The organism is Idiomarina piscisalsi (assembly GCF_003987095.1).
In the GTDB taxonomy this organism is placed as follows: domain Bacteria; phylum Pseudomonadota; class Gammaproteobacteria; order Enterobacterales; family Alteromonadaceae; genus Idiomarina; species Idiomarina piscisalsi.
Window position 1 is genome coordinate 585,907 of record NZ_PIQA01000001.1, and the last position, 13,452, is coordinate 599,358.

Below are 13,452 nucleotides of genomic sequence, written 5' to 3' on the forward strand. Positions count from 1 at the left end.
TAAATGGAACTTTATTCAAATGTTTTCCACTAAGAATTCTTACTCGATAACAATTTAAAATAATGAAAATCGCTTTCCTGATTTCAATTTTAGTAGTCTTAAGCACCTCTCCAGCCATAGCCGGCGAAAAATACCTGCGTGATGATGGCACAGAAATTCGATATTACTTAGATAACGCCGCTGCTGATAACCTGCTGGTGATTTTTCAGGGATCAGACTGTAACAGCGTTCGTCACATGACGTCAGTTACGACTATTTGGCAAACTCTAGCTCCTAATTCCGCTCTGTTGACGATTGAGAAGTATGGCATTGATGATAGCCTACCCTATGCCTCTGGAGAGCGAGATGACTGCCCTACCAAATACCTTCAACACGACACAATGACGCAGCGAATTAATGACGGGGTTCAACTCACCGACGCTTTTAAGAACTCCTATGACAAAGTCATAGTCGCTGGTGGCAGCGAAGGGGGCTCTATAGCTCTAGCTGCAGCCGAACGAGTTTCGGGCTTGCATTCTGTACTAGCGTTAAACTCGGGTTCTTCCAGCTTTCAGCATGATATCGAATTCAGCATTAAACAGACGGTGCCAGAAGGCCAACGTAATCAGGCCTTACAAGGTTTTAGACAATTTGCGGACCAAATTAAACAAAGTAAGGAGCCTTTTCAGGTCAACGTCAGTGGACACGGTTACGCATTTTGGAAAGATGCATTAGAACGAGACCTACTCAAGCCTCTCAAGACGATTGATGCTCCGGTATTTATAATACAGTCACTGGAAGATACAAGTGTCGACCCTGAGCAAACGAGACAAGAAATAAATAAAATTATTTCCGATGGCGCTAAACATATAACACTAAAGATGCTGCCGGGACTTGATCACGGTTTTCAAGATTCAAATGGTCAATCCCAACTAAAAAATGTTGTTGAGGGTGTATCTAATATCATCAATACTAAATGATAGAGAAACCTAAAAAGACAGGTACGCCATGCCAGATAATTTAAAACTCTACGAAGCCATTATGCTGCTCGCATTGTGCGAGGAAAAGGGCACCATGAACGGCATGTACGTGGAGTATGCCACCGCTGGAGCCATAGCCGCTGAACTTTTAATGCTCGGCCGAATTAAGGCTGATGAAAATAATAAAAACAAAGTTGCAGTGCTCGATGACAGCCCTACTGGCGATGCGTTGTTAGATGAAGCTTTAACGATGATCGCTGAAGCCAAGCGTTCGCGTAAACTCAAGGACTGGGTACAAAAACTAGGCGGTATTAAAAATCTTAAACATAAAGTTGCACAAGCACTAGCTGATGACGGCATTGTGTCTCATGAAAGAGAGAAAGTGTTGTGGCTGTTCGAGCGCCAGGTTTACCCCGAAGTAAACCCGCAACCAGAACAGGAATTGCGTCAGGCCATGCGTGATGCAGTATTCAGTGATAGCGAAGATATTGAGCCTCGCATCGCTATTGCCGTCGCATTAGCCAATAGTGCCAAGCTACTGCCACAGGTGTTCAGTAAGCAAGAGCTGAAAGACCGCAAACAACGCATTAAGCAGTTGGAAAATGGCGAACTTGTGTCTAAAGCCGCCAAGGAAGCCGTCCAGGCCATTGAAGCGGCGGTTATGGTTGCTGTGATTATGCCTGCCATAACAGCAGCTTCAGCGCCAACTTCCGGGGGTTGCTAGCTTTTTGGCTCCGCGCGATAAAGCAGCCACAAAAAACCCGGCGCGAAGGCCGGGTTTTGTTTAAGCGTTGGCGGGATATTACCAGCCAGTTTTCTCTTCAACAGCTTTGCCGATGTCGGCCAGGCTGCGTACAGTTTTAACGCCTGCTGCTTCAAGTGCAGCGAATTTCTCGTCAGCAGTACCTTTACCGCCGGCAATGATGGCACCAGCGTGGCCCATACGTTTGCCCGGAGGAGCAGTAACACCAGCAATGTAAGAAACAACCGGCTTAGAGACATTGTTTTTAATGTACTCTGCCGCTTCTTCTTCTGCTGTACCGCCGATTTCACCGATCATAACGATAGCTTCGGTTTCTGGATCTTTTTCGAACAGTTCCAGAATATCGATGAAGTTAGAGCCAGGGATAGGGTCACCACCGATACCAACACAGCTAGACTGACCAAAGCCTGCATCAGTAGTCTGCTTAACCGCTTCGTACGTCAATGTACCTGAACGTGACACGATACCCACTTTACCTTTCTTGTGGATGTGGCCAGGCATGATACCGATTTTGCACTCGTCCGGAGTGATAACACCCGGGCAGTTTGGACCGATCATGCGCACGCCTTTGTGCGTCAGGTATTCTTTAACGTAAAGCATATCCAGCGTAGGGATACCTTCAGTAATACAAACAATCAGTTCGATACCAGCGTCTGCTGCTTCGATGATTGAATCTTTACAGAAAGGAGCCGGTACGTAGATAACTGATGCAGTTGCGCCAGTTGCTTCTACCGCTTCTTTTACGGTGTTGAATACAGGCAGGCCTAAGTGCTCTTGACCACCTTTACCAGGTGTTACACCGCCAACCATTTGCGTACCGTAAGCAATTGCTTGCTCAGAGTGGAAAGTACCCTGACCGCCAGTGAAACCCTGACAGATTACTTTGGTGTTTTTATCGATCAAAATGCTCATTATTGACCTCCTGCCGCAGCAACCACTTTATCGGCAGCATCAGACAAGCTTTCTGCAGCGATAATGTTCAGGCCACTTTCGTTCAATTTCTGTGTACCCAGTTCAGCGTTGTTACCTTCAAGGCGAACAACCACTGGTACTTTAACGCCGACTTCTTCAACCGCGCCAATGATACCTTCTGCGATCATGTCGCAACGAACGATACCACCGAAGATGTTAACCAATACGGCTTTAACAGAGCTGTCAGACAAGATAATTTTGAACGCTTCAGAAACACGCTCTTTTGTCGCGCCGCCACCAACATCAAGGAAGTTAGCTGGCTCGCCGCCGCTCAGTTTAACGATGTCCATCGTACCCATCGCCAAGCCTGCGCCGTTAACCATACAACCGATGTTGCCGTCTAACGCTACGTAGTTCAGTTCCCACTTAGCTGCTTCAGCTTCACGAGCGTCGTCTTGTGACGGATCGTGCATTTCCTGAATTTTAGGCTGACGATACAAAGCGTTGCCGTCGATGCCGACTTTCGCATCCAGACAGTGTACGTTGCCTTCGTCAGTGATAACCAGCGGGTTGATTTCCAACAGTGCTAAGTCGTACTGTTCGAACATTTTCGCCAAACCTAAGAAAACCTTAGTGAATTGCTTAACCTGGTCTGGAGTCAGACCCAGTTTAAAGCCTAATTCACGACCCTGGTATGGCTGCGCGCCAACTGTTGGGTCAATTTCAGCTTTCAAGATTTTTTCAGGTGTTTCTTCTGCGACGGTTTCAATCTCTACGCCACCTTCGGTTGACGCCATGAACACGATTTTGCGTGAAGCACGGTCAACAACCGCACCTAAGTAAAGCTCGTCAGCAATATCAGTACAGCTTTCAACCAAAATCTTAGCAACCGGTTGACCTTTCTCGTCGGTTTGGAAAGTTACTAAGTTTTTGCCTAACCACTGTTCTGCGAATGCACGAACTTCGTCTAAACTTTTAACCAGCTTCACACCGCCCGCTTTACCACGGCCGCCTGCGTGAACCTGACATTTTACGACCCAAATGTCGCCACCAATACGCTTTGCCGCTTCTACAGCTTCATCAGCTGTGTCGCACGCAAAACCTTCAGATACTGGTAAACCGAACTCTTTAAAGAGTTGCTTACCCTGATACTCATGCAAATTCATGATGCTCTTCCGATTCGTTGAAACAACAAAAGCAGCTTACCTGCTGCCTACCCGAATACCGCGCCGAATTTTAACGTGAACGGCGCAAAATTAACAGCCGCAAGCTAAATTAGCGTTGCGGCTGGTTCTCAGCGTCTTTAGATATCCAGGATAAGACGTTGAGGATCTTCTAACAGCTCTTTCACGGTGACCAGGAAGCCAACCGATTCTTTACCATCGATAATACGGTGGTCATAAGAAAGAGCTAAGTACATCATTGGCAAGATTTCAATCTTACCGTCGACAACCATTGGGCGCTCCTGGATTTTATGCATACCCAGAATGGCGCTTTGAGGTGGGTTCAGAATTGGCGTAGATAACAGTGAACCAAAGACACCACCGTTAGTGATAGTGAAGTTACCACCCTGCATTTCATCAAGGGTTAACTTACCGTCACGACCTTTAATAGCCAGCTCGCGAATGCCTTTTTCCATATCTGCAATTGACATTTTGTCTGTATCACGCAGAACCGGCGTTACCAAACCACGAGGGGTTGAAACCGCAATACTTACGTCAAAGTAGTTGTGATAAACAATGTCATCACCGTCGATGGACGCATTCACGTCAGGGAAACGTTTCAGTGCTTCTGTTACTGCTTTAACGTAGAAGCCCATGAAACCAAGACGTGTGTCATGAGTTTCTTCAAAGACGTCTTTATACTTCTTGCGCAAGTCCATAATTGGCTTCATGTTGATTTCGTTGAACGTCGTCAACATGGCCGTGTCATTTTTCGCTTGTAGCAGACGCTCTGCAATACGCTTACGCAAACGTGTCATAGGTACACGTTTCTGGTCGCGGTCACCTGAAACTGCAGGTTGTGCAGATTGCTGCTTGCTGCTGTCCGAAGACTTAGACGATGAGCCTGCTTTCACGTGTTTTTCAACGTCTTCTTTGGTGACTCGTCCGCCTTTGCCCGTGCCTTTAACATCACTTGGCTTAAGTCCGTGTTCACCTAATAAACGACGTACCGCAGGACCAGCCACTTCGCTGTCACCGCCATCGTCTTTGCTTTCAGCAGCAGACTCTGACTTGCTGTCGTCTGATTTGCTTGCGCTACCGCCTGAAGAAGCACCCGCTTCCACAATACCGATAACGTCGTCAGCACCAACCGTTGCGCCTTCGTCGTGTTCAATTTTAACTAACACACCGTCAGCAGGAGCAACGACTTCCAGAACCACTTTGTCGGTTTCAATGTCGACTAAGTTCTGGTCGCGCTTAACTTCGTCGCCTTCTTTAACGTGCCAAGCTGAAATGGTGGCATCAGAAACCGACTCTGGTAATTGAGGAACGGTAACGTTCATCTTCTCGCCTGAGCCTTTTTTCTCAGAAGAGCCAGAGTCTTTTTTGTTGTCTTTCTTATCGGCTTTTTTGTCGCTGTCGTCTGACTTTTCTTCTTTCTTAGAGTCAGAGCTTGCTGCGCCGTCACCTTCTTCGATTTTACCAATAACTTCGTCGGCAGTAACGGTGGTGCCTTCTTCAGCAGTAATTTCGCCTAAAACACCGTCAGCTTCTGCGACAACTTCAAGCACTACCTTATCGGTTTCGATGTCCACCAAATTTTGGTCGCGCGATACTTTATCGCCAGGTTTTACGTGCCATGTTGCGATGGTAGCATCTGCAACAGATTCGGGTAATTGAGGAACTTTAATATCAATCGCCATGGTTCATCTTCACCTATTTAATGGTTAGCGCTTCGTCAACGAGTTTTTGTTGCTGTTTGTTGTGCTCTGATAAATAACCGACCGCAGGAGCCGCTGACGCGTCCCGACCACGATAAGTTAATTGAGCACCGGAAGGTATCGCAGCCCAGAAATGATGCTGGCTACTATACCAGGCACCTTGGTTCTGCGGCTCTTCCTGACACCAGACAAAGTCCTTGACGTGTTGATAATCTTTCATGATATCGGCTACTTCTTCCGCAGGGAACGGATACAACTGTTCGATACGGATAATAGCCACATCGTCTTGTTCACGGTCGCGGCGCTCTTTCAGTAAGTCGTAATAAACCTTACCAGAGCATAGCACCACGCGTTTTACTTTTTTCGGATCCAAAGAGTCGATTTCGCCAATCGCATTTTGGAAACCGGTATTTTCAAGCTCGCTCATCTCTGAGATAGCCAGAGGATGACGCAACAATGATTTCGGCGTCATAACAACAAGCGGGCGGCGAACCGGACGCAGTTGTTGACGGCGAATCATGTGAAATACTTGTGCTGGGGTAGTAGGCACACACACCGACCAGTTGTGGTCAGCAGAAAGCTGTAAGAAGCGCTCCAGACGTGCTGAAGAGTGCTCTGGCCCCTGTCCTTCGTAACCGTGCGGTAATAACAGAGTCAGTCCGCATAAACGGCCCCACTTCTGTTCACCAGAACTGAGGAACTGGTCAATAACTACCTGAGCGCCGTTAGCGAAGTCACCGAACTGAGCTTCCCACATAATCAGTGATTTTGGTTCTGCCGTTGCGTAACCATACTCAAACGCAAGTACAGCTGCTTCTGACAGCACTGAGTCATAAATTTCAATTTGGCCCTGATCGTCTCTGATATTGTTCAGAGGCATATAGACGCTAGCATCGTCCTGATTATGCAATACTGCATGACGGTGGAAGAACGTACCGCGGCCTGAATCCTGACCTGTTAAACGAATATGGACGTCTTGATCGACTAAAGTTGCGTAAGCCAGGCTTTCTGCAAAGCCCCAGTCCAACGCTTTGTCACCTTTCGCCATTTTCTGGCGCTCTTGATAGACCTTAGCAACACGCGAATTCAGCTTGTGTTCTTCCGGATACTGAGAAATTTTCTCAGCCAGTTCTTTAAGCTTCTTCGCTGATACTTTGTAGTCGTACTCAACGTCCCAGTCATTACCAATGTACGGTGACCAGTCGACTGAATGCGCCCGCATTGGGCGGTGTTCTTCGACAACGACTTCACCCTTATCCAATGCATCGCGGTAATCTTGTACCCATTGCTTAGCGTCTTCTTCGCTGACGGCACCTGATTCGTTTAAGCGTTTTGCATACAACTCTCGCGCTACCGGATGCTTTTTGACTTTCGCGTACATTAACGGCTGCGTTGCACTTGGCTCGTCCGCTTCGTTATGGCCGTGACGGCGATAGCAAACAAGGTCGATAACTACGTCACGCTTAAAGGTGTTTCGATAATCGAGCGCTAACTGTGTAACGAAAACAACTGCTTCGGGGTCGTCTGCATTGACGTGGAAAATTGGCGCCTGCACCATTTTCGCAATATCAGTACAGTATTGTGTCGAACGAGCATCTTCTCGTTTAGACGTTGTGAAGCCGACTTGGTTGTTCACAACAATACGTACTGAGCCGCCAACCTGATACGCTCGGGTCTGCGACATGTTAAAAGTTTCTTGTACTACGCCCTGACCCGCAATAGCCGAGTCGCCGTGGATAGTAATTGGAAGAACTTTCTCACCAACCTTATCACCTAAGCGATCCATGCGAGCACGTACCGAGCCCATAACAACCGGGTTGACAATTTCTAAGTGAGACGGGTTAAAAGCAAGTGCTAAATGCACATCGCCGCCCGGCGTAGCGAAGTCCGAAGAAAAGCCCATGTGATACTTAACATCACCAGAGCCCTTGCTTTCGCCGTGTTTACCTGCGAACTCGTCAAATAGGTCTTGTGGCTTCTTACCTAAGACGTTCACTAAAACGTTCAAACGTCCACGGTGAGCCATACCAATAACGACTTCTTTTGCGCCCTGCTCGCCTGAGCGAGAAATTAACGCTTTAAGAAGCGGTACCAGGCTGTCGCCACCTTCTAATGAAAAACGCTTAGCGCCCGGGAACTTCGAGCCTAAGTACTTTTCCAGACCGTCAGCAGAAATCAGCTCACGCAGAATTTTGGTTTGTTGCTCTTTGTCGAACTTCGCCTTGCCTAAAGAGCCTTCTAAACGCTGTTGAATCCAACGTTTCTCTTCGGTAGAAACGATGTGCATATACTCGGCCCCAATAGAGCCGCAGTAAATGTTTTCCAACGCTTGGTGAATATCTTTCAATTTCATGGTTTCGCTGCCAACGGCAAGCGAGCCAACGTTGAATTCACGATCCAAGTCGTCTTTCGAAAGCTCATGAAAATCGAGAGAAAGATCAGGAACCCTGTCCTGTTTCCACAATCCAAGAGGGTCTAAATTAGCGTGTTGGTGACCTCGGAAACGGTAAGCGTTAATCAGCTGCAATACTTTAACTTGCTTTTGATCACTGACTGAGCTGCCGCTTCCAGACTGTTTGAGTTTGTTCTTCGCAGCCTCGCGAAATTGTTCGCGAACATCGCTCATTTTGGTATCTGTTACCTGGCCGTCGCTTGGCAGAGCATCGAAGACCTTACGCCACTCATCGCTGACAGCGGTCGGATCATCCAGATACGCCTCAAACATTTGCTCAATGTAGGCAACGTTCCCACCGGCTAGATGCGAAGTTTCTAGCCATTCACGCATTACACCGTCTTGCATTGCGTTTCCTTCACCTAAATATGTAAACCGATTTTATAAAAAAATAGCCATCCTTTGTGGGATGGCTATCCACAACATAAACCGTTCAAATTGACGCGCCGTTGGTTTTTAAACCGCGCGATTCAACAGCATCGATTTAATGTGGCCAATAGCCTTAGTTGGGTTCAACCCTTTTGGACAAACATTGACGCAGTTCATAATGCCGTGGCAACGGAACACACTGAATGCGTCGTCTAAATCATCCAAGCGCTCGTCGGTTGCTGTGTCACGGCTATCGATTAAGAAACGATACGCGTGCAACAGGCCAGCAGGACCGATGAACTTGTCAGGATTCCACCAGAACGACGGGCATGATGTTGAACAACATGCACATAAAATACATTCATACAGTCCATCAAGCTTAGCACGCTCTTCAGGAGACTGCAGACGCTCACGCGCCGGCGGCGTTTTTTCGTCGTTAATCAGGTACGGCTTAATCTTTTCATACTGCTGATAGAACTGGCTCATATCAACAATAAGATCACGAATAACCGGTAAGCCTGGCAATGGACGAATGACAATTTTGCTGCCTTTCAATGCTGATGTTGGCGTAATGCACGCCAACCCATTTTTACCATTGATATTGAGGCCGTCAGAGCCACAAACGCCTTCACGGCATGAACGCCGGAACGCCAACGACGGATCTTGCTCTTTCAATTTGATAAGCAAGTCCAGCACCATCATGTCTTGGTTTTCTTCCACCTCTAGGGTGTAGTCCTTCATGTAAGGTGCGTCATCAACATCCGGGTTGTAACGATAAATCGAAATATTCAATGTTTTCATCGCTGTAACCCCTTAATTAGTACGTACGAGCTTTCGGAGGGAAAGCTTCGCGCAGTTTCGGTGCCATATTAACCTGACGAGTAACCATGTCTTCAGATTCTGGACGGTAAACAGAGTGAACCAACCATTTTTCGTCGTCACGGTCAGGATAGTCAGCACGGCTGTGCGCGCCACGGCTTTCAGTACGGAAGTTTGCTGCAACCGCAGTTGAGTATGCCGTTTCCATTAAGTTATCAAGTTCCATACACTCAACACGCTGAGTATTGAACTCTTTCGACGTGTCGTCTAAACGTGCATGCTTCAAGCGCTCACGAATTTCTTTCAATTCTTTCAGACCTTCTGCCATTGCGTCGCCTTCACGGAATACCGAGAAGTTCATCTGCATGCAGTTTTGCAAGTCTTTCTTAATTTGCGCTGGATCTTCACCTTTCTGTGTGTTTTCCCAACGGTTGTAGCGAGCCATTGCCGCTTCAACATCAGATGCTGAAGATTCACGCGCTTCACTGTTAGCCGCTAAGGTTTCACCTAAGTGCATACCGGTCGCACGACCAAATACGACAAGGTCAAGCAGTGAGTTACCTCCCAAGCGGTTTGCACCGTGAACAGATACACAGGCAATTTCGCCACAAGCAAACAGACCTGGTACTGGTTTACTTTCACCTTTGTCATCAACAGTCAGAGCCTGACCGTTAACGTCGGTTGGGATACCACCCATCATGTAGTGACAGGTTGGAATAACCGGAATAGGTTCTTTAACCGGGTCAACGTGAGCAAAGGTACGAGACAAGTCACAAACGCCTGGCAAACGGCTTTCCAGCGTTTCTTTGCCTAAGTGGTCCAGTTTCAACTTAAGGTGTGTACCCCAAGGACCTTCACAACCACGGCCTTCACGAATTTCGGTCATCATTGAGCGGGCAACAACGTCACGCGACGCTAAGTCTTTTGCGTTTGGTGCATAACGCTCCATGAAACGTTCGCCGTCTTTGTTTAACAGGTAACCACCTTCACCACGGCAACCTTCAGTTACCAAGCAACCTGAACCGGCAATACCTGTTGGGTGGAACTGCCACATTTCCATGTCTTGTACAGGAACGCCGGCACGTAACGCCATGCCAACACCGTCACCGGTATTGATGTGTGCGTTCGTGGTTGAAGCGTAGATACGACCAGCACCACCAGTTGCTAAGACAACCGCTTTGGCTTTCACGTAATAAACTTCGCCGGTTTCCATGTTCAGAGTTGTTACACCCGTGACAGCACCGTCTTGGTTCTTCACGAGATCAAGTGCATACCACTCAGAGAACACGGTAGTTTTGTTCTTAACGTTTTGCTGATACAGCAAATGCAGAAGTGCGTGACCAGTACGGTCAGCAGCTGCTGCGGTACGTGCGGCTTGCTCGCCACCGAACTCTTTTGACTGACCACCAAATGGACGCTGGTAAACTTTACCGTTCTCAAAACGTGAGAAAGGTAAGCCCATGTTTTCCAGTTCCAGAATAGCTTCCGGACCCGCTTTACACATGTATTCGATAGCGTCCTGGTCACCGATGTAATCCGACCCTTTTACAGTGTCGAACATGTGCCATTGCCAGTCATCTTCGTGTGCATTACCCAAAGCAACGGTAATACCACCTTGTGCAGAAACTGTGTGAGAGCGCGTTGGAAACACTTTGGACATCAACGCACAGCTCATTCCCTCTTGGGAAATTTGCAGCGCTGCTCGCATGCCGGCACCGCCAGCACCAATCACCACTGCATCAAATTCTAAAGTTTTAACGTTCACTTAAACACCCCACAGTACGAATAAGCCAGTGAGCCAAACAGCGATGAGACCAACGCTGAAAACCAGCTGAATGAAAGCACGTAAGCCAGCGGCTTTTACGTAGTCAGTCAGTACCTGCCAAATGCCAATCCAACCGTGGATAAGAACGGCTGTCAGAACCAGCATAGTGGCCACTTTCATCCAGATGTTAGCAAATAACCCACTCCAAACTTCATAGGTGACATCTGGCGTAGAAATGAAAAAGCCCGCCATGAATAATGCGTATAAACAAATAACGATAGCGCTGGCACGAAGAAGAATGAAATCGTGCGAGCCACTGCGTCCGAAAGTAGCTGCTGCTGTTACCATAGCCAAACTCCTACTAGCACGGAAAGAAGAATAGAAAGCACAATTGAAATAACCGCGCTGGCTCTTCCCGAATCGAGCTCTTCCCAGTAGCCCATGTCCATGACTAAGTGACGCAGGCCAATAATTAAGTGAAATCCTAGCGCTGTCAAAATACCCCAGCCAATAAATTTAGCGATAAAGCTGGTCATCAGGTTTTCGACTTGAGCAAAACCTTCTGGTCCACTAAGGGAAACGGCAAAAGCCCAAATAAGGAAAACAAGAGACACCAGCATTACGACACCTGAGATACGGTGCAAAATAGATGCTTTGGCAGCGGCAGGAAATTTAATAGTTGATAAGTCTAAATTAACAGGTCTTTCTTTTTTCACGATAGATTGCCTTTTAATAAAGCACAAAAGAAATGTCTTTCACGTGTGTGTAACAAGATATTTGTTACAAATACGGTGAAAGAGTATATCGACCCAAGCCACATTTTACAACGACAAAACAATGATTCGATAAGCAAACTGTTTAGCCATGCGACTAAAGTCTAACTTAACTCAAAAATGAGTAATCTTTTCTTCATCTTCACTACGTATACTTTGCTAGAATTAGTTCACGTTCTGCGAATTAAATTGACATTTAAGGGCATGATCGAGTTAAATTAGCCCACTTTTTCAAAGTAAACAGTGAGGAGATTTCCTTATGGCTGATCGTAAAGCCACTTTACAGATTGACGGCCAATCCATTGAACTGCCAGTACTTTCACCATCGGCAGGTAAGGATGTAGTTGACGTCCGAACACTGGGAAAACATGGTTACTTCACTTTTGACCCAGGGTTCCTGGCTACGGGCTCTTGCGAGTCGGCTATCACCTACATCGATGGCGAAAACGGTGTACTTTTACACCGCGGTTACCCTATCGGTGAGCTTGCAACAAAGGCAGACTATTTAGAAGTTTGCTACATGTTGTTGCACGGCGAAGCGCCAACTGAAGAACAGTACCAAGAATTCAAGAGCACTATTACTAAACATACAATGGTGCATCAGGGCATCCACAACTTCTTTAACGGATTCCGCCGCGACGCACACCCAATGGCAATGCTATGTGCTGTCACGGGTGCTTTGTCTTCGTTCTACCACGATGACTTAGACATTCATGATGAAAATCAGCGTCTGCGCAGTGCGTATCGCTTAATTGCTAAAATCCCAACGATTGCAGCAATGGCTTACAAATTCAGCATCGGCCAACCGTTCGTATACCCACGTAACGACTTAGGCTACGCAGAAAACTTCTTAAACATGATGTTCTCTGTACCTGCTGAAGACTACGAAATTAGCCCGGCGGTTGCTCGCGCTATGGACCGTATCTTCACGTTGCACGCAGACCACGAACAAAACGCATCAACCTCAACTGTGCGTTTAGCAGGTTCTTCAGGTGCAAACCCATATGCATGTATCGCAGCGGGTGTTGCGTCATTGTGGGGACCGGCTCATGGTGGTGCTAACGAAGCGTGCTTGCGTATGCTGGCTGAAATTGGCTCTGTTGAGAACATTCCTAAATACATCGAAAAAGCAAAAGACAAGAACGACCCATTCCGTCTGATGGGCTTTGGACACCGTGTTTACAAAAACACTGACCCACGTGCAACAGTTATGCGCGAGTCATGCCACGAAGTACTTAAAGAGCTTAACCGTGATGATCCATTACTGGACGTTGCTATGGAGCTGGAGCGCATTGCGCTTGAAGACGACTACTTCATCGAGAAGAAACTCTTCCCGAACGTCGACTTCTACTCAGGTATCGTGCTGAAAGCTATCGGTATTCCAACGAATATGTTTACCGTTATCTTTGCACTGTCACGTACTGTTGGCTGGGTGTCTCACTGGCACGAAATGATGGGCGAAGCAAACCAGAAAATTGGTCGTCCTCGTCAGTTGTACACTGGCTACACACAGCGTGAATTTAGCCCGATTAAAAAGTAAGGCTAACTACTGCTTAAAAAGGCGCTCGATGAGCGCCTTTTTTATTGCTCTAAATTCAATAATTTTCCCGAAGATACCGACAATTAGTTCGTGTACGTTGCTTTTTATTCCTTAGAAAACGTGCAACTGCCCTTCAATTTATTTATACTACGTCGCATTTCGCTGGCCACCCATAGCGACAAGGCCGATTTCATTTTCAGTGAGTGTCTGTCACTT

At 47.1% G+C, this 13,452-nt stretch carries 11 protein-coding genes; 3 read left to right on the top strand and 8 right to left on the bottom strand.

Annotation, left to right across the window (positions count from 1 at the left end; all coding sequences use genetic code 11):
- The first annotated feature begins 62 nt into the window (after positions 1 to 62).
- The gene (locus CWI73_RS02960) at positions 63 to 959 is read left to right on the top strand and encodes a prolyl oligopeptidase family serine peptidase (RefSeq protein ID WP_126751474.1); all 897 of its coding nucleotides are present in this window, start codon (positions 63 to 65) and stop codon (positions 957 to 959) included.
- Between the two features lie 28 nt (positions 960 to 987).
- On the top strand, positions 988 to 1,683 hold the full coding sequence (locus CWI73_RS02965; RefSeq protein WP_126751475.1) for a GOLPH3/VPS74 family protein: 696 nt from the start codon (positions 988 to 990) through the stop codon (positions 1,681 to 1,683).
- Between the two features lie 78 nt (positions 1,684 to 1,761).
- Here CWI73_RS02965 and sucD read toward each other — a convergent pair whose 3' ends face one another.
- The 8 genes from sucD to sdhC all read right to left on the bottom strand — a co-directional run bounded on the left by sucD (position 1,762) and on the right by sdhC (position 11,639).
- Complete coding sequence (sucD, locus tag CWI73_RS02970; RefSeq protein ID WP_126751476.1) at positions 1,762 to 2,634, bottom strand: succinate--CoA ligase subunit alpha; 873 nt, start codon at positions 2,632 to 2,634, stop codon at positions 1,762 to 1,764.
- On the bottom strand, positions 2,634 to 3,800 hold the full coding sequence (gene sucC, locus CWI73_RS02975) for an ADP-forming succinate--CoA ligase subunit beta (protein WP_126751477.1): 1,167 nt from the start codon (positions 3,798 to 3,800) through the stop codon (positions 2,634 to 2,636). The genes sucD and sucC overlap by 1 nt, the downstream gene beginning before the upstream one ends.
- Before the next feature lie 137 nt (positions 3,801 to 3,937).
- A complete protein-coding gene (gene odhB / locus CWI73_RS02980; RefSeq protein WP_126751478.1) occupies positions 3,938 to 5,500 on the bottom strand; it encodes a 2-oxoglutarate dehydrogenase complex dihydrolipoyllysine-residue succinyltransferase in 1,563 nt (520 codons plus the stop codon).
- 13 nt (positions 5,501 to 5,513) lie between these two features.
- Positions 5,514 to 8,318: a 2-oxoglutarate dehydrogenase E1 component gene (gene sucA / locus CWI73_RS02985; protein WP_126751479.1), complete on the bottom strand. Its 2,805-nt coding sequence runs from the start codon at positions 8,316 to 8,318 to the stop codon at positions 5,514 to 5,516.
- Between the two features lie 108 nt (positions 8,319 to 8,426).
- Positions 8,427 to 9,140, bottom strand: coding sequence for a succinate dehydrogenase iron-sulfur subunit (locus CWI73_RS02990; protein ID WP_058578964.1), 714 nt, complete (start codon positions 9,138 to 9,140; stop codon positions 8,427 to 8,429).
- Between the two features lie 16 nt (positions 9,141 to 9,156).
- Entirely contained in the window at positions 9,157 to 10,923 is a 1,767-nt protein-coding gene (gene sdhA, locus CWI73_RS02995) for a succinate dehydrogenase flavoprotein subunit (RefSeq protein WP_126751480.1), read from the bottom strand.
- The gene (sdhD, locus tag CWI73_RS03000; protein ID WP_053952372.1) at positions 10,924 to 11,271 is read right to left on the bottom strand and encodes a succinate dehydrogenase, hydrophobic membrane anchor protein; all 348 of its coding nucleotides are present in this window, start codon (positions 11,269 to 11,271) and stop codon (positions 10,924 to 10,926) included.
- Entirely contained in the window at positions 11,265 to 11,639 is a 375-nt protein-coding gene (sdhC, locus tag CWI73_RS03005) for a succinate dehydrogenase, cytochrome b556 subunit (protein WP_126751481.1), read from the bottom strand. Before sdhC ends, sdhD begins: the two co-directional genes overlap by 7 nt.
- Before the next feature lie 316 nt (positions 11,640 to 11,955).
- On the opposite strand from sdhC, the gene gltA reads away from it, so the two are divergent.
- Complete coding sequence (gltA, locus tag CWI73_RS03010) at positions 11,956 to 13,236, top strand: citrate synthase (protein WP_126751482.1); 1,281 nt, start codon at positions 11,956 to 11,958, stop codon at positions 13,234 to 13,236.
- The last annotated feature ends 216 nt before the right edge of the window (positions 13,237 to 13,452 follow it).

Bases quoted from the DNA above. Each gene is read 5' to 3' on its own strand.
- sdhD (WP_053952372.1), bottom strand. From the start codon at position 11,271: ATGGTAACAGCAGCAGCTACTTTCGGACGCAGTGGCTCGCACGATTTC.
- CWI73_RS02960 (WP_126751474.1), top strand. From the start codon at position 63: ATGAAAATCGCTTTCCTGATTTCAATTTTAGTAGTCTTAAGCACCTCT.
- sucC (WP_126751477.1), bottom strand. From the start codon at position 3,800: ATGAATTTGCATGAGTATCAGGGTAAGCAACTCTTTAAAGAGTTCGGT.
- gltA (WP_126751482.1), top strand. From the start codon at position 11,956: ATGGCTGATCGTAAAGCCACTTTACAGATTGACGGCCAATCCATTGAA.
- odhB (WP_126751478.1), bottom strand. From the start codon at position 5,500: ATGGCGATTGATATTAAAGTTCCTCAATTACCCGAATCTGTTGCAGAT.
- CWI73_RS02965 (WP_126751475.1), top strand. From the start codon at position 988: ATGCCAGATAATTTAAAACTCTACGAAGCCATTATGCTGCTCGCATTG.
- sucA (WP_126751479.1), bottom strand. From the start codon at position 8,318: ATGCAAGACGGTGTAATGCGTGAATGGCTAGAAACTTCGCATCTAGCC.
- sucD (WP_126751476.1), bottom strand. From the start codon at position 2,634: ATGAGCATTTTGATCGATAAAAACACCAAAGTAATCTGTCAGGGTTTC.
- CWI73_RS02990 (WP_058578964.1), bottom strand. From the start codon at position 9,140: ATGAAAACATTGAATATTTCGATTTATCGTTACAACCCGGATGTTGAT.